At 70.8% G+C, this 15024-nt stretch carries 13 protein-coding genes; 7 read left to right on the forward strand and 6 right to left on the reverse strand.

Annotated features, from left to right (window positions below; genetic code table 11):
* Positions 1 to 94: 94 nt before the first annotated feature.
* From pdhA to IE242_RS17205, 3 genes are read left to right on the forward strand one after another with little or no spacing between them, the layout of a single operon-like run.
* The gene (pdhA, locus tag IE242_RS17195; RefSeq protein ID WP_189860096.1) at positions 95 to 1318 is read left to right on the forward strand and encodes a pyruvate dehydrogenase (acetyl-transferring) E1 component subunit alpha; all 1224 of its coding nucleotides are present in this window, start codon (positions 95 to 97) and stop codon (positions 1316 to 1318) included.
* Entirely contained in the window at positions 1315 to 2295 is a 981-nt protein-coding gene (locus IE242_RS17200) for an alpha-ketoacid dehydrogenase subunit beta (RefSeq protein ID WP_189860098.1), read from the forward strand. The genes pdhA and IE242_RS17200 overlap by 4 nt, the downstream gene beginning before the upstream one ends.
* Before the next feature lie 10 nt (positions 2296 to 2305).
* Complete coding sequence (locus IE242_RS17205; protein WP_189860100.1) at positions 2306 to 3778, forward strand: dihydrolipoamide acetyltransferase family protein; 1473 nt, start codon at positions 2306 to 2308, stop codon at positions 3776 to 3778.
* A 93-nt stretch (positions 3779 to 3871) separates the two neighbouring features.
* Here IE242_RS17205 and IE242_RS17210 read toward each other — a convergent pair whose 3' ends face one another.
* Positions 3872 to 4768, reverse strand: coding sequence for a D-alanyl-D-alanine carboxypeptidase family protein (locus tag IE242_RS17210; protein ID WP_229859030.1), 897 nt, complete (start codon positions 4766 to 4768; stop codon positions 3872 to 3874).
* Between the two features lie 190 nt (positions 4769 to 4958).
* On the opposite strand from IE242_RS17210, the gene IE242_RS17215 reads away from it, so the two are divergent.
* Complete coding sequence (locus IE242_RS17215) at positions 4959 to 5639, forward strand: GntR family transcriptional regulator (RefSeq protein ID WP_189860102.1); 681 nt, start codon at positions 4959 to 4961, stop codon at positions 5637 to 5639.
* Positions 5636 to 6952 (forward strand): MFS transporter, encoded by a 1317-nt coding sequence (locus IE242_RS17220; protein ID WP_229859031.1) that lies wholly within the window; start codon positions 5636 to 5638, stop codon positions 6950 to 6952. Before IE242_RS17215 ends, IE242_RS17220 begins: the two co-directional genes overlap by 4 nt.
* A 36-nt stretch (positions 6953 to 6988) precedes the next feature.
* On the opposite strand, the gene IE242_RS17225 is transcribed toward IE242_RS17220, so the two are convergent.
* Complete coding sequence (locus tag IE242_RS17225) at positions 6989 to 7813, reverse strand: maleylpyruvate isomerase family mycothiol-dependent enzyme (protein WP_189860104.1); 825 nt, start codon at positions 7811 to 7813, stop codon at positions 6989 to 6991.
* Positions 7814 to 8028: 215 nt separating this feature from the next.
* On the opposite strand from IE242_RS17225, the gene IE242_RS17230 reads away from it, so the two are divergent.
* Positions 8029 to 8841 carry a carbon-nitrogen family hydrolase gene (locus IE242_RS17230; protein WP_189860106.1) on the forward strand — a complete coding sequence of 271 codons (813 nt, stop codon included), beginning with the start codon at positions 8029 to 8031 and terminating at the stop codon, positions 8839 to 8841.
* A 70-nt stretch (positions 8842 to 8911) separates the two neighbouring features.
* Here IE242_RS17230 and IE242_RS17235 read toward each other — a convergent pair whose 3' ends face one another.
* Positions 8912 to 9124: a hypothetical protein gene (locus IE242_RS17235; RefSeq protein WP_189860108.1), complete on the reverse strand. Its 213-nt coding sequence runs from the start codon at positions 9122 to 9124 to the stop codon at positions 8912 to 8914.
* Positions 9125 to 9273: 149 nt separating this feature from the next.
* On the opposite strand from IE242_RS17235, the gene IE242_RS17240 reads away from it, so the two are divergent.
* Positions 9274 to 11109 carry a thioredoxin-like domain-containing protein gene (locus IE242_RS17240; RefSeq protein ID WP_189860110.1) on the forward strand — a complete coding sequence of 612 codons (1836 nt, stop codon included), beginning with the start codon at positions 9274 to 9276 and terminating at the stop codon, positions 11107 to 11109.
* Between the two features lie 98 nt (positions 11110 to 11207).
* Here IE242_RS17240 and IE242_RS17245 read toward each other — a convergent pair whose 3' ends face one another.
* The 3 genes from IE242_RS17245 to IE242_RS17255 all read right to left on the reverse strand — a co-directional run bounded on the left by IE242_RS17245 (position 11208) and on the right by IE242_RS17255 (position 14857).
* Positions 11208 to 11441 (reverse strand): DUF6458 family protein, encoded by a 234-nt coding sequence (locus tag IE242_RS17245; RefSeq protein WP_189860112.1) that lies wholly within the window; start codon positions 11439 to 11441, stop codon positions 11208 to 11210.
* Positions 11442 to 11561: 120 nt separating this feature from the next.
* On the reverse strand, positions 11562 to 12818 hold the full coding sequence (locus IE242_RS17250) for a M18 family aminopeptidase (protein ID WP_189860622.1): 1257 nt from the start codon (positions 12816 to 12818) through the stop codon (positions 11562 to 11564).
* Positions 12819 to 13027: 209 nt separating this feature from the next.
* Positions 13028 to 14857, reverse strand: a complete 1830-nt coding sequence (locus IE242_RS17255) for an acyl-CoA dehydrogenase (RefSeq protein WP_189860113.1) — start codon at positions 14855 to 14857, stop codon at positions 13028 to 13030.
* Positions 14858 to 15024 lie beyond the last annotated feature (167 nt).

Below are 15024 nucleotides of genomic sequence, written 5' to 3' on the forward strand. Positions count from 1 at the left end.
GGACAGGCGAGCCGCTCCCCCGAGCTCCGAAAGAGCGCGGGGGACTCCCAGCCCACCCGGCAATCCCGGGGGCCGGACAGACGGAGGAGCACACGTGACCGTGGAGAGCACTGCCGCGCGCAAGCCGCGACGCAGCGCGGGAGGCAAGGCCGGCACCACCGGCAGCAAGCGCAGTACCACCGGCACCAAGAGCACCACCCGCACCGCCACCGGCAAGGCGCGGGGCACCGAGACCGAACTCGTCCAATTGCTGACCCCCGAGGGCGAGCGGGTCAAGAACGCCGAGTTCGACCCGTACGTCGCCGGCATCACCGACGACGAGCTGCGCGGGCTCTACCGCGACATGGTGCTGACCCGCCGGTTCGACGCCGAGGCCACCGCCCTCCAGCGCCAGGGCGAGCTGGGCCTGTGGGCCTCGCTGCTCGGCCAGGAGGCCGCCCAGATCGGCTCCGGCCGGGCCACCCGCGAGGACGACTACGTCTTCCCGACCTACCGCGAGCACGGCGTCGCCTGGTGCCGCGGGGTCGACCCGACCAACCTGCTCGGCATGTTCCGCGGCGTGAACAACGGCGGCTGGGACCCGAACAGCAACAACTTCCACCTCTACACGATCGTCATCGGCTCCCAGGCGCTGCACGCGACGGGCTACGCGATGGGCGTGGCCAAGGACGGCGCGGACTCCGCGGTCATCGCCTACTTCGGCGACGGCGCCTCCAGCCAGGGCGACGTCGCCGAGGCGTTCACCTTCTCCGCGGTCTACAACGCCCCGGTCGTGTTCTTCTGCCAGAACAACCAGTGGGCGATCTCCGAGCCCACCGAGAAGCAGACCCGGGTGCCGCTGTACCAGCGCGCCCAGGGGTACGGCTTCCCGGGCGTCCGCGTCGACGGCAACGACGTGCTGGCCTGCCTCGCGGTCACCAAGTGGGCGCTGGAGCGGGCCCGCCGGGGCGAGGGCCCCACCCTCGTCGAGGCGTTCACGTACCGTATGGGCGCCCACACCACCTCCGACGACCCGTCCCGGTACCGAGGCGACGACGAGCGGGCGGCCTGGGAGGCCAAGGACCCGATCGCGCGCCTGCGCACGTACATCGAGTCCCAAACGGACACGAACGAGGGATTCTTCGCGGAACTCGAGGAGGAGAGCGAGGCGTTGGGCAGGCGAGTGCGCGAAGTGGTGCGTGCCATGCCGGACCCGGACCGCTTCGCCATCTTCGAGAACGCCTACGCGGACGGCCACGCGCTGGTCGACGAGGAGCGCGCCCAGTTCGCGGCGTACCAGGCGTCGTTCGCCGATGTCGAGGAGGGCAACCAGCGATGACCGCAGAGAAGATGGCGCTGGCCAAGGCGATCAACGAATCGCTGCGCACCGCCTTGGAGAACGACCCCAAGGTCCTCGTCATGGGCGAGGACGTCGGCAAGCTCGGCGGCGTGTTCCGGGTGACGGACGGCCTGCAGAAGGACTTCGGCGAGGGCCGGGTCATAGACACCCCGCTCGCCGAGTCCGGCATCGTCGGCACGGCGATCGGCCTGGCCCTGCGCGGCTACCGCCCGGTGGTGGAGATCCAGTTCGACGGGTTCGTCTTCCCGGCGTACGACCAGATCGTCACCCAGCTGGCGAAGATGCACGCCCGCTCGCTCGGCAAGGTCAAGCTGCCGGTCGTCGTCCGCATTCCGTACGGCGGCGGCATCGGCGCGGTGGAGCACCACTCGGAGTCCCCGGAGGCGCTGTTCGCGCACGTCGCGGGCCTGAAGGTGGTCTCGCCCTCGGACGCGAACGACGCCTACTGGATGATGCAGCAGGCCATTCAGAGCGACGACCCGGTGATCTTCTTCGAGCCGAAGCGGCGTTACTGGGACAAGGCCGAGGTCAGCCGTGAGGCGATCCCGGACCCGCTGCACAAGGCCCGCGTCGTGCGGGAGGGCACCGACCTCACGCTCGTCGCGTACGGGCCGATGGTGAAGCTCTGCCAGGAGGTCGCGAGCGCCGCCGCGGAAGAGGGCAAGTCCCTGGAGGTCCTGGACCTGCGCTCGGTCTCGCCGCTCGACTTCGACGCGATCCAGGCCTCGGTGGAGAAGACCCGCCGGCTGGTCGTGGTGCACGAGGCGCCGGTGTTCTTCGGCTCCGGCGCGGAGATCGCCGCCCGGATCACCGAGCGGTGCTTCTACCACCTCGAGGCGCCCGTCCTGCGGGTCGGCGGCTACCACGCGCCGTATCCGCCGGCCCGGCTGGAGGAGGACTACCTGCCGGACCTGGACCGGGTGCTCGACGCCGTCGACCGCTCGCTGGCGTACTGAGGAGAGGGTCGTGACGACGATGACCGAAGCGTCCGTTCGCGAGTTCAAGATGCCGGACGTGGGCGAGGGGCTCACCGAGGCCGAGATCCTCAAGTGGTACGTCCAGCCCGGGGACACGGTCACCGACGGGCAGGTCGTCTGCGAGGTGGAGACCGCGAAGGCGGCCGTCGAGCTGCCGATCCCCTACGACGGTGTCGTACGCGCGCTGCACTTCCCCGAGGGCACCACGGTCGACGTGGGCACGTCGATCATCGCGGTCGACGTGACCGGCGGCGCGGTGGCCGAGGAGGCCCCCGCGGCTCCGGCCGCCGCACCGGAGCCCGGGGAGACCCCGGCCGAGCCGGCCGCGCGGGAGGGCCGCAAGCCGGTCCTCGTCGGGTACGGCGTCGCGGAGTCGTCCACCAAGCGCCGTCCCCGCAAGGGCAGCACCGCGCCCGCGGAGCCCGCCGCCGGGCACACGTCCCACGACGCGGGTGCCGCGCTCCAGGGCGTCCAGGGCGAGCTGAACGGGCACGGCGGCGGCACGCAGCGCCCCCTGGCCAAGCCGCCGGTGCGCAAGCTGGCCAAGGACCTCGGCGTGGACCTGACGACGATCGTCCCGTCCGGTCCGGACGGGATCATCACGCGCGAGGACGTGCACGCGGCGGTGACTCCCCCGGTCGCCGAGCCCACGGGCCCCCGGCCCACGGCACCGCAGCCCGTGCCCGCGCGGCCCGCTGCCGCCGAGGCCCCCGCCGCCCCGGCCGCCGCCGTGGCGGCGCCCGCGGCGTCGTACGACGCGGCCCGCGAGACCCGCGTCCCCGTCAAGGGCGTCCGCAAGGCGACGGCGGCGGCGATGGTGGGCTCGGCGTTCACGGCGCCGCACGTCACGGAGTTCGTGACGGTCGACGTGACCCGCACGATGAAGCTGGTCGAGGAGCTCAGGCAGGACAAGGACATGCAGGGGCTGCGGGTGAACCCGCTGCTGCTCATCGCCAAGGCCCTGCTGGTCGCGATCAGGCGCAACCCGGAGATCAACGCTTCCTGGGACGAGGCCAACCAGGAGATCGTGCGCAAGCACTATGTGAACCTGGGCATCGCGGCGGCGACCCCGCGCGGGCTGATCGTGCCGAACATCAAGGACGCGCACGACAAGACCCTGCCGCAGTTGGCCGAGGCGCTCGGTGAGCTGGTGGCCACGGCCCGCGAGGGCAGGACGTCCCCGGCGGCCATGCAGGGCGGCACGATCACCATCACGAACGTCGGCGTCTTCGGCGTCGACACGGGCACGCCGCTCCTCAACCCCGGTGAGTCCGCGATCCTCGCGATAGGCGCGATCAAGCTCCAGCCCTGGGTCCACAAGGGCAAGGTCAAGCCACGCCAGGTCACCACGCTGGCGCTGTCCTTCGACCACCGTCTGGTCGACGGGGAGCTGGGATCCAAGGTGCTGGCGGACGTGGCGGCGATCCTGGAGCAGCCGAAGCGGCTGATCACCTGGGCCTAGCCGGCACGGCGACACGTACGACGAGAGGGGCCCGCCGGACTGCCCGGCGGGCCCCTCTCCTTTCCTCGGCCGACAGACGGCTGTGCGCGCCGGCTACAGCGACGCGAAGCCGTAGTTCAGCAGCTTCTTCGCGTCCGACGTGCGGTTGGCGGCCGACGACGCCGTCAGGACGGCACCCACGACCGTCTTGCCGTTGCGGGTGGCGGCGAAGACGAGGCAGTACTTGGCCTGGGAACCGGAGCCGGTCTTCACACCGATGGTGCCGCTGTACTCGCTGAGCAGGCTGTTGGTGTTCGACCAGTTCATGTAGCGGTAGCCGCCGCTCTTGGTCGTCACCTTCTGCTTGGTCGACTTCGTCTTCACGATCGAGCGGAACGTGGACGACTTCAGCGCGTTGCTGGCGAGCTTCGTGAGGTCGCGCGGCGTCGAGTAGTTCGAGCCGTTGCTGATGCCGTCGAACGAGTCGAACTTCGTGTTCGTCATGCCGAGGCTCTTGGCGGTGCTGTTCATCTTGGCGATGAACGACTTCACCCGTGCCGCCCGCGTCGAGCCGGTGCCGAACTTGTCGGCGAGCGCGTACGCGGCGTCACAGCCCGACGGGAGCATCAGCCCGTAGAGCAGCTGGCGGACGGTGACCTTGTCGCCGACGATCAGCCGGGCCGAGGAGGCGCCCTTGGAGACGATGTAGTCGCTGTACGCCTTCTGGACCGTGACCTTCGCGTCCAGGTTCAGGTTCTTCTGCGACAGCACGACCTTGGCGGTCATCATCTTCGTCGTGGAGCCCGTGGCGCGCTTGGTGTCCGCGTACTTGGTGTACAGGCTCTTGCCGTTGGCGTTGTTCATGATGAACCCGCCCTTGGCGTTGATGGTGGGCTTCGTGGCGGCGTGCGCGGGCGCCGTGTTCAGCGCACCGCCGACGACCAGCGCACCGGAGGTCATGACGACGGCGGCGGCCCTGCGGACCCGAACGCCCTGTATGCCGGTTATCAAGTTGAGTACCCCGATTACGTCAAATGTCTGTTGAGTGCGGCCACTTGGGGAGTGGCATGGAAGGGCCGCTTCTCGTGTGACACGTAAGTAGCACGGAAGGTTGTGCGAATGCTGGGGGATAAATGATGGGTGGGGTCCCGGCATATGGACGAGATCCGCCATGCGTACGTGTTGTATCTATCCTGTGGGCATGCCTTCAGCCCCGCCCGAGTCGCCGCCCGTGTCCGCCCCCGCGAAGCAGCCCCCCGCCGCCGACCGCGTCTACGCGCACGTCAAGCAAGGGGTGCTGGAGCGCCGCTATGAGGGCGGCGCCCTCCTCACCGAGGGCGAACTCGCCGACGAGGTCGGGGTGTCCCGGACGCCGGTGCGCGAGGCGCTGCTGCGGCTGGAGGCCGAGGGCCTGATCAAGCTCTATCCGAAGAAGGGCGCCCTCGTGCTGCCGGTCTCGGCGCAGGAGATCGCGGACGTGGTGGAGACCCGCCAGCTGGTCGAGGAGCACGCGGTCCGCAAGACGGTCCCGGCCTCGCCCCAGCTGATCGCCCGCCTGGAGGAGCTGCTGGAGCAGCAGCGGGCCCAGGCGGCGGCGGGGGACCTCGCCGCCGCCGCCGTGACCGACCGCTGCTTCCACGCTGAGATCGTCCGCAGCGGCGGCAACGAGATCCTCTCCCGCCTCTACGATCAGCTCCGCGACCGGCAGCTGCGCATGGGCGTCGCCGTGATGCACGCCCACCCAGACCGGGTCACCAAGACGCTCGCCGAGCACCAGGAGATCCTGGAGGCGCTGCGCGGCGGGGACGCCGACGCCGCGGTGGACATCGTCCACCGGCACGTCAGCTGGTTCTCCCACCTGGCCCGGGGGGAGGTCCGTTGAGCACCTCGCAGCATGCGCACCGGACCGCCGGGCTGCCCGGTGACCCGCCCGGCGGCGGGCGCGCGATCGCCGTCTGGGGTGTCGGTGTCGCCGTCTACTTCGTCGCGGTCATCTTCCGTACGTCGCTGGGGGTCGCCGGCCTCGACGCGGCCGACCGCTTCCATGTGAACGCGTCCGCCCTGTCCACCTTCTCGATCCTCCAGCTGCTGGTGTACGCGGGCATGCAGATACCCGTGGGCCTGCTGGTCGACCGGCTCGGCACCAAGAAGGTGCTCACGCTGGGCGCCGTGCTCTTCACGGCCGGACAGCTGGGCTTCGCCCTCTCGCCCACCTACGGCATGGCGCTGGCCTCCCGGGCGCTGCTGGGCTGCGGTGACGCGATGACGTTCATCAGCGTGCTGCGGCTGGGCACCCGCTGGTTCCCGGCCCGGCGCGGCCCGCTCGTCGGCCAGTTCGCGGGGCTCGCGGGCATGGCGGGCAACCTGGTGTCGACGCTGGTGATCGCGCGGCTGCTGCACGACGTGGGCTGGACGGCGGCGTTCGCGGGCAGCTCGGCCCTGGGCGTCGTGGTCCTCGTCCTCATGCTCCTCCTCCTCAAGGACCATCCGGAGGGACATGAACCGGAGCCGTTCCCGCACCAGGGCGCGGCGTACGTACGGCGGCAGATCGCGGCGTCCTGGCGGGAGCCGGGCACCCGGCTCGGCATGTGGGTGCACTTCACCACGCAGTTCCCGGCGATGGTGTTCCTGCTGCTGTGGGGCCTGCCGTTTCTGGTCGAGGCGCAGGGGCTGAACCGGGCGTCGGCGGGTGACCTGCTCACCCTGATCGTGCTGTCGAACATGGTCTTCGGCCTGGTGTACGGGCAGATCATCGCCCGGCACCACGCGGCGCGGCTGCCGCTCGCGCTGGGCACGGTGCTGTCCACGGCGGCCGTCTGGGCGGCCACGCTGGTGTATCCGGGCGACCATGCGCCGATGTGGCTGCTGGTGGTGCTGTGCGTGGTCCTCGGTGCCTGCGGCCCGGCCTCGATGATCGGCTTCGACTTCGCCCGCCCCGCGAACCCGCCCGAGCGTCAGGGCACCGGCTCCGGCATCACCAACATGGGTGGTTTCGTCGCCTCCATGACGACGCTGCTGGCGGTCGGTGTGCTCCTGGACGCCACCGGTGAGAACTACCGCGTCGCCTTCTCGTCCGTCTTCGTCCTCCAGGCCCTGGGCCTCACCCAGATCCTCCGCCTGCGCGGGCGCGCGGTCCGGCGCGAGCGGGAACGGCTGGTGGCGAGCCGGGTGGAGACGGTGCACGTACCGGCGTGACGACGGGCGCGGCTGCCCGGGAGGGACACCGGCCGGCTACACCGTCACCGCGAACGACCGCAGGATCGACGCGATCAGCTGGGCGTCGCCCTCCGCCTTGATGCGGTCGGCGACGGCTTCGGGCGTCACCCGGCCGCAGGCCAGGCGTACGTACGTCTCCCAGTCGAGGGAGATGGTGGCGGCGGGGCCGAGCGCCGGGGCCGTCTCCAGCGTGCCGCGGCCCTGGATGTCGACGCGGACGGTCCGCAGGAACTCGACGGGGCCGTGCACATCGAAGACGATCGCCGAGCTGCGCGGCGCCTGCGCGTCCTCGGCGACGACCTTGGGCAGCACGGACAGCAGCTCGTCGCGGACCACATGGGCGCCCGGCGAGTCCAGGTTGCCGGGGCGGCCGAGCGCCGTACGCAGGTCCTGCTCGTGCACCCAGACGTCGAAGGCCCGGTTCCGCATGGCCTGCTCCAGGGTGAGCTCCACGCCGAGCGGGCCGCGCACCTTGGTCTCCGGGTCCCGTGACTCGTTCCGCAGCTGGCGGTTGCGGCGGATGACCGTGTACTCCAGCTCGGCGGTCATCTCCGGCCCCGTGTGGTGGCGGCGGACGTCGACCTGCATCTCCATGTAGCGCTGGTGGTCGTTCTGCACGTGGTACAGGTCGCGCGGCAGTGTGTGGATGGGACGCGGGTCGCCGAGCATCTCGCAGTCCATGCCGATCACATGGGAGACCACATCACGCACCGACCAGCCGGGGCACGGTGTCCGGCGGTTCCACTCGCCCTCCACGAGCGGTGCCACCAGCTCGGATATCGCATCCACGGAGTGGGTCCAGGCGTCGGCGTAGGGCTGAAGAGTGGGATGCAGACTCACGGAACGGGACCCCTCGGGCGGTCGGTACACGGGCGGATGCAGCCGGTGGTCGGCGGTGTCAGCGGTCGATGGGCGTCGTGGAACTCCCCCGAGCTCTCGGCTTCGCTCGAGCAGGGGGGACCCCCAAGCTACGCTGCTGCGAAGCACCCCGGCAGTGCTTTCGTGTGACGATCGTAGGCCCGTGTGGACGGCTCGAATGTCAGGACGGTGGTAGTGTGCGCGCCTCGCTCATCCAGATCGGCGTAGACGAGGGCGAATCGGTCGATTCGCGTCGGCAGCGTGTGGCTGCCCTCGTACGGGAACAAGCCGAAGCGGACCTCGTCGTGCTCCCGGAGCTCTGGACCACCGGCGCCTTCGCCTACCAGGCGTTCGCCGACGAGGCGGAGCCGCTCGAAGGGCCCACCTTCGAGGTGATGGCCAAGGCCGCGAGCGACGCGGGCGTATGGCTGCACGCGGGCTCGATCCCCGAGCGCGCGCCCTCGACCGACGGCTCCGACGAAGGTGCTCTCTACAACACGTCTCTCGTCTTCTCCCCCTCCGGTGAACTGGCCGCCGCGTACCGCAAGATCCATCGCTTCGGCTTCGACAAGGGCGAGGCCGTCCTGATGGCGGCGGGCGGCGACCTGGTGACGGTCCGGCTGCCGGAGACGACGCTCGGCGTCGCGACCTGCTACGACCTCCGTTTCCCCGAACTCTTCCGCGGTCTCGTGGACGCCGGCGCCCAGACGCTCGTCGTCCCGGCGGGCTGGCCGGAGCGCCGCCGCTCCCACTGGACGCTGCTGGCCCGGGCCCGGGCGGTGGAGAACCAGGCGTACGTCCTCGCCTGCGGAACGGCCGGGACCCACGCGGGAGTTCCGCAGGCGGGCCACTCGATCGTGGTGGACCCCTGGGGCGAGGTACTGGCCGAGGCGGGCTCCGGGGAGACGGTCCTCACGGTGGAGTTCGACCCGGCGAAGGTGGCGACGACGCGCGAACAGTTCCCCGCGCTGAAGGACCGGATGCTGGGCCTCGCACCACCGCGCCGCTGACTACACGCGCGCGGGTGGGCGGCGGCCAGGCCGCCGCCCACCTTGTCACCTCGGGCGGACCGCCGACGGCCTACCGGTAGCCCTCCCGTATGTCGACGTCCCGGTCGTCGTACGGACGGCGAGGTTCGTCGTGGGTGCCCCGGCGCCGGGGGGCGTCCCTCGGCTCGCGCTCGGACTTCTCGTACGGGTCGTCGTGGTAGGGGTCGTACGGGTCACGCCCGGGCGCGCCGTCCTCGTACGCGGTGCGGTCACGCATGCCGGAGCCGCCGGTCTGGTGAGCCATGGAACCACTCCTCGGAGTCGTCCCCCCTGGGTGCGTCGAGCATCTCTCCAACACGGCTCGTACGCATCCCGTGGGCGGTCCGGCACGGATCGTCACCGGGTTGTCCACAGGCTCGCGAGCGTCCCACGGACAAGTGGCACCCTTGAGCCATGAACGACTCCACACCCCGCCGCGCACGTGTCCGCGCCCCCGAGCTGATCGGCAAGGGCGGTTGGCTGAACACGGGCGGTGAGCAGTACACCCTCGCCGACCTGCGAGGACGCGTCGTTGTTCTCGATTTTTGGACGTTCTGCTGCATCAACTGCCTGCACGTCCTCGACGAGCTGCGGGAGCTGGAGGAGAAGCACCGGGACACCGTGGTGATCATCGGCGTCCACTCCCCGAAGTTCGTGCACGAGGCCGAGCACCAGGCGGTCGTGGACGCGGTCGAGCGGTACGACGTCGAGCACCCGGTGCTGGACGACCCCGAGCTCGCCACCTGGAAGCAGTACGCGGTGCGGGCCTGGCCGACGCTCGTCGTGATCGACCCCGAGGGATACGTCGTCGCCCAGCACGCGGGCGAGGGCCACGCGCACGCCATCGAGAAGCTGGTCGAGGAGCTGGAGGCCGAGCACGAGGCGAAGGGGACGCTGCGGCGCGGCGACGGCCCGTACGTGGCGCCGGAGCCCGAGCCGACCGTCCTGCGCTTCCCCGGCAAGGCGCTCGCGCTGCCGGGCGGGAGCTTCCTGGTCAGCGACACCACCCGGCACCAGCTGGTGGAGCTGGACGCGGACGGCGAGACGGTCCTGCGGCGCATCGGCTCGGGGACACGCGGCTTCGCGGACGGCACGGCGGAGTCGGCGGGCTTCAGCGAGCCGCAGGGCCTGGCGCTGCTGGACGACGGCGCGGTGGTCGTGGCCGACACCGTCAACCACGCGCTGCGCCGGCTGGATCTGGAGACCGGGTACGTCACCACGCTCGCCGGGACGGGCCGCCAGTGGTGGCAGGGCTCGCCGACGTCGGGTCCCGCGCGCGAGGTGGACCTGTCGTCGCCGTGGGACGTCGCGGTGTTCGGCGGGCGTGTGTGGATCGCCATGGCGGGCGTCCACCAGCTGTGGGCGTACGACCCGGCGGGCGACGGCGAGGGCGGCACGGTCGCCGTCGCGGCCGGGACGACGAACGAGGGGCTCGTCGACGGTCCCGGCGACCAGGCGTGGTTCGCGCAGCCGTCGGGGCTCGCGGTCTCCGCCGACGGGGAGCGGCTGTGGCTGGCCGACTCCGAGACGAGCGCTCTGCGCTGGGTGGACCGGGAAGGGGCCGTGCACACGGCCGTCGGCACCGGCCTGTTCGACTTCGGGCACCGGGACGGCTCGGCGGAACAGGCGCTGTTCCAACACCCGTTGGGGGTGACGGCCCTGCCGGACGGCTCGGTCGCCGTCAGCGACACCTACAACCACGCGCTGCGCCGCTACGACCCGGCGACGGGCGAGGTGACGACCCTCGCCACGGATCTGCGGGAGCCGTCGGACGCGGTGCTCGTGGGGGACGACATCGTGGTCGTGGAGTCCGCCCGGCACCGGCTGACCCGGCTGCGGCTGCCCGAGGAGGCCGTGCAGGTCGCCTCGGTGGCCCACCGCACCCAGCGCGCGGCCACCGACGTCGCCCCGGGCGAGCTCCGGCTGGACGTGGTCTTCCAGGCCCCGGCGGGCCAGAAGCTCGACACCCGGTACGGCCCCTCGACCCGGCTGCTGGTCTCGTCGACCCCGCCCGAGCTGCTGCTGGCGGGCGAGGGCGCGGACACCGACCTGTCCCGCACCCTGGAGCTCAACCCCGCCGTACCGGAGGGCGTGCTGCACGTCTCGGCGATGGCGGCGTCCTGCGACGACGACCCGGCGAACGAGTACCCGGCCTGCCATGTCCACCAGCAGGACTGGGGCGTCCCGGTGCGCGTCACCGAGGGCGGCGCGGACCGGCTGCCGCTGGTGCTGGCGGGAATGGACGCCTGACGCCGTACCACGTACCGCACGTACAGGGCGGCGCGCCGTCGGTCTCCCGATCGACGCGCCGCCCTGTGGTGGTGGCTGTGCGGGGGTGTCCGGCGGCCTCATACGCCGCCGTACCCGTCACGGCGCGGTTCCTCGCTGACCACGGGAGACGTGGGCGGCACCACCACACGCCTCCGCTTGGCGATACTGCTGAACGTCGCGACGCCGATGAGCCCGACGATCATGAAGATGATGCCGACCAGGTCGAGGTTGACCCCCTGCATGTCCCAGTCGGTCGCGAACGTGAGGATGGCCCCCACGGCGATCAGAATGATGCACCCGCCCAGGCCCATGAGTGCTACCTCCCTGTCCGGTCCGGTCGGTCCGGTCGGTCCGGTCGTTCCGGTCGTTCCGGTTGCTTCCGGTCACCACCGAGTACCCGGACGGGCATCACCCAATCGGCAAGAGGGAGTTCAGCCTTCCAGGAACGCGGTCAGGGCGCTCGCCAGCAGGAACGGGTCGTCAGCGCCGCAGAGTTCGCGCGCGCTGTGCATGGAGAGGATGGCCACGCCGATGTCGACCGTCCTGATGCCGTGGCGGGCCGCGGTGATGGGGCCGATGGTGGTGCCGCAGGGCATGGCGTTGTTGGAGACGAAGGACTGGAAGGGAACGCCGGCCTTGTCGCAGGCGGCGGCGAAGATCGCGCGGCCGGAACCGTCCGTGGCATAGCGGTTGTTGACGTTCACCTTGAGGATGGGCCCCCCGTTCACGCGCGGGTGGTGCGTCGGGTCGTGACGCTCCGCGTAGTTGGGGTGGACGGCGTGGCCGGTGTCCGAGGAGAGACAGACGGTGCCGGCGAAGGCTCTCGCCCGGTCCTCGTAGGACCCTCCGCGCGCGTAGACCGAACGCTCCAGGACCGAGCCGAGCAGAGGGCCGTCCGCGCCGGTGTCCGACTGCGAGCCGTTCTCCTCGTGGTCGAAGGCCGCGAGGACGGGGATGTACGGCAGCGCGGCGGCGTCCTCGGCACCGGCGACCGCGGCCAGCGCCGCCGTGCCCGCGTGCACGGAGAGCAGGTTGTCCATGCGCGGCCCGGCGACGAGGTCCTTGTCGCGGCCCAGGTAGGCGGGCGGCTCGACGGAGTGGACCATCAGGTCCCAGCCGGTGACCTCCCCGCGCGCGAGGCCCGCTTCCTCCTCCAGGAAGCCGATGAGGTCGCCGTCGCGGACATCGTCCCCGAGCCCCCAAATGGGCTGTAGATGACGCTGTTTGTCCAGCTTCAGCCCGTCGTTGACCGAGCGGTCCAGGTGGATGGCGAGCTGCGGGACGCGCAGCAGCGGGCGGTCGACGTTCACCAGGCGGGTGGTGCCGTCCCGCAGGGAGAGCCGGCCGGCCAGGCCCAGGTCGCGGTCGAGCCAGGAGTTGAGCAGCGGGCCGCCGTACACCTCGACGGCGACCTGGCGCCAGCCGTGCGCCCCGGTGTCGGGCCGCGGCTTGACGCGGAGGTTGGGGGAGTCGGTGTGCGCGCCGACGATGCGGAACGGGGTGTGCGGCCCGGCGCCCTCCGGGACGTACCAGGCGACGATCGCGCCGCCGCGCAGCACGTACTTGCCGCCGGTCGTCCCGTCCCACGCCTCGGTCTCCTCGACCTGGCGGAAGCCGGCCTTCTCCAGCCGCTCGGCGGCGTTCGCCACGGCGTGGTACGGCGACGGGCTCGCCGCCAGGAAGGCCATCAGGTCGTCGGTGAGTCCGCGGCCGAAGCGGAGCGATGCGCGCGAAGCGCTCGATACGGGGGCGGTGCCCGGAGCCGGGCGGGCGCTTGTGCTCATGGTGTTCACCTTAACGACGTACGAGGGCCCGCTCCCGGCCTAGGGGAGCGGGCCCTCGTGAGGGGGATGTGGAGAGTCGGACGGCCCAGCGGCGGACCGACGCGTTCCGTTTCTTAGAACGCCGCCTCGTCCAGCTCCATCAGGTCCAGGTCCACGCCCGTGGACAGCTTGCGGGCCAGGGTGACACCCGGCAGGACGTTGGCCGCGAAGAACTTCGCCGCCGCGATCTTGCCCGTGTAGAAGGCCTTGTCCTTCGCCGAGACGCCGGACTCCAGCTTCTCGGCGGCGACCGCGGCGCCCCGCAGCAGCAGGTAGCCGACGATCACGTCACCGGAGGCCATCAGCAGGCGGGTGGTGTTCAGCCCGACCTTGTAGATGTTCTTGACGTCCTGCTCGGTGGCCGCGAGGTCGGTGAGCATCAGGCCGACGATGGCCTCCAGCTCGACGGCGGCCTTGGCGAGGTGGTCGCGGGCCGCGGCCAGCTCCTCGCCGCCGGTGCCGATCGCCAGGAACTTCTTGATCTCCTCGGCGAGCTGGTTCAGCGCGGCGCCCTGGTTGCGGACGATCTTCCGGAAGAAGAAGTCCTGGCCCTGGATCGCGGTGGTGCCCTCGTACAGGGTGTCGATCTTGGCGTCGCGGATGTACTGCTCGATCGGGTACTCCTGCAGGAAGCCGGAGCCGCCGAAGGTCTGCAGCGACTGGGCGAGCTGCTCGTAGCCCTTCTCGGAGCCGTAGCCCTTGACGATCGGCAGGAGGAGGTCGTTCAGGGCGTGCAGCGCGGCGGTGTCCTCGCCGGCGGCCTCCTTGACGGCGATCTCGTCCTGGACGGAGGCGGTGTGCAGCACCAGGGCGCGCATGCCCTCCGCGTACGCCTTCTGCGTCATCAGCGAGCGGCGCACGTCCGGGTGGTGCGTGATGGTGACCTTGGGCGCCGTCTTGTCCATGAAGTTGGCGAGGTCCGGGCCCTGGACACGCTCCTTGGCGTACTCCAGCGCGTTCAGGTAACCGGTCGACAGGGTCGAGATCGCCTTCGTGCCGACCATCATCCGGGCGAACTCGATGATGCGGAACATCTGGCGGATGCCGTCGTGCTTGTCGCCGATCAGCCAGCCCTTGGCGGGGTGCCGGTCGCCGAACGTCATCTCGCAGGTGTTGGAGGCCTTCAGGCCCATCTTGTGCTCGACGTTCGTGGCGTAGACGCCGTTGCGCTCGCCCAGCTCGCCGGTCTCGAAGTCGAAGAGGTACTTCGGGACGAGGAAGAGGGACAGGCCCTTGGTGCCGGGGCCGGCGCCCTCGGGACGGGCCAGCACGTAGTGGAGGATGTTCTCCTCCATGTCGTGCTCACCCGAGGTGATGAAGCGCTTCACGCCCTCGATGTGCCAGGAGCCGTCCTCCTGCTGTACGGCCTTGGTGCGCCCGGCGCCGACGTCCGAACCGGCGTCCGGCTCCGTGAGCACCATGGTGGAGCCCCAGGTCCGCTCGACGGCGACCTTCGCGGCCTTCTTCTGCTCCTCGGTGCCCTCCTCGAAGAGGATGCGGGCGAACGCCGGGCCGGAGGAGTACATCCAGACCGCCGGGTTGGCGCCGAGGATCAGCTCCGCGTAGGCCCAGATCAGGGACGGGGGAGCGGTGGTGCCGCCGATCTCCTCGGGCAGGCCGAGCCGCCAGTACTCGGAGTCCATGAAGGCCTTGTAGCTCTTCTTGAAGGACGCCGGGACCGGAGCGGTGTTCGTCTCCGGGTCGAAGACCGGCGGGTTGCGGTCGGCGTCGGTGAAGGACTCGGCCAGCTCGTTCTCGGAGAGGCGGGTCAGCTCCTCCAGGATGCTTTTCGCGGTGTCCGTGTCCATCTCCGCGAAGGGGCCGGTGCCGTACAGCTTGTCGCGCCCGAGCACTTCGAAGAGGTTGAACTCGATGTCGCGGAGATTCGACTTGTAGTGCCCCATGGCGACGCCTCCGTGGAGAGATCGGCGAGGCACTGGATCCTCGCGCTAGTTCATATACCAACAAGTAGCTTCGATGATGCTACCCACCGGTAATAAGACGCAACCCCGGCCGGGAAGGTGTGACGAGGCTCTTACGGGGCCGGCCGGGGCGCCTACGGTGCGTGACG

This window comes from Streptomyces poonensis (assembly GCF_014650915.1).
Lineage (GTDB): Bacteria > Actinomycetota > Actinomycetes > Streptomycetales > Streptomycetaceae > Streptomyces > Streptomyces poonensis.

What these genes read in the sequence shown, in the direction of transcription:
- IE242_RS17200 (WP_189860098.1), top strand. Translation starts at nt 1,315, where the DNA reads ATGACCGCAGAGAAGATGGCGCTGGCCAAGGCGATCAACGAATCGCTG.
- IE242_RS17215 (WP_189860102.1), top strand. Translation starts at nt 4,959, where the DNA reads ATGCCTTCAGCCCCGCCCGAGTCGCCGCCCGTGTCCGCCCCCGCGAAG.
- IE242_RS17235 (WP_189860108.1), bottom strand. Translation starts at nt 9,124, where the DNA reads ATGGCTCACCAGACCGGCGGCTCCGGCATGCGTGACCGCACCGCGTAC.
- IE242_RS17240 (WP_189860110.1), top strand. Translation starts at nt 9,274, where the DNA reads ATGAACGACTCCACACCCCGCCGCGCACGTGTCCGCGCCCCCGAGCTG.
- IE242_RS17245 (WP_189860112.1), bottom strand. Translation starts at nt 11,441, where the DNA reads ATGGGCCTGGGCGGGTGCATCATTCTGATCGCCGTGGGGGCCATCCTC.
- IE242_RS17250 (WP_189860622.1), bottom strand. Translation starts at nt 12,818, where the DNA reads ATGGCCTTCCTGGCGGCGAGCCCGTCGCCGTACCACGCCGTGGCGAAC.
- IE242_RS17255 (WP_189860113.1), bottom strand. Translation starts at nt 14,857, where the DNA reads ATGGGGCACTACAAGTCGAATCTCCGCGACATCGAGTTCAACCTCTTC.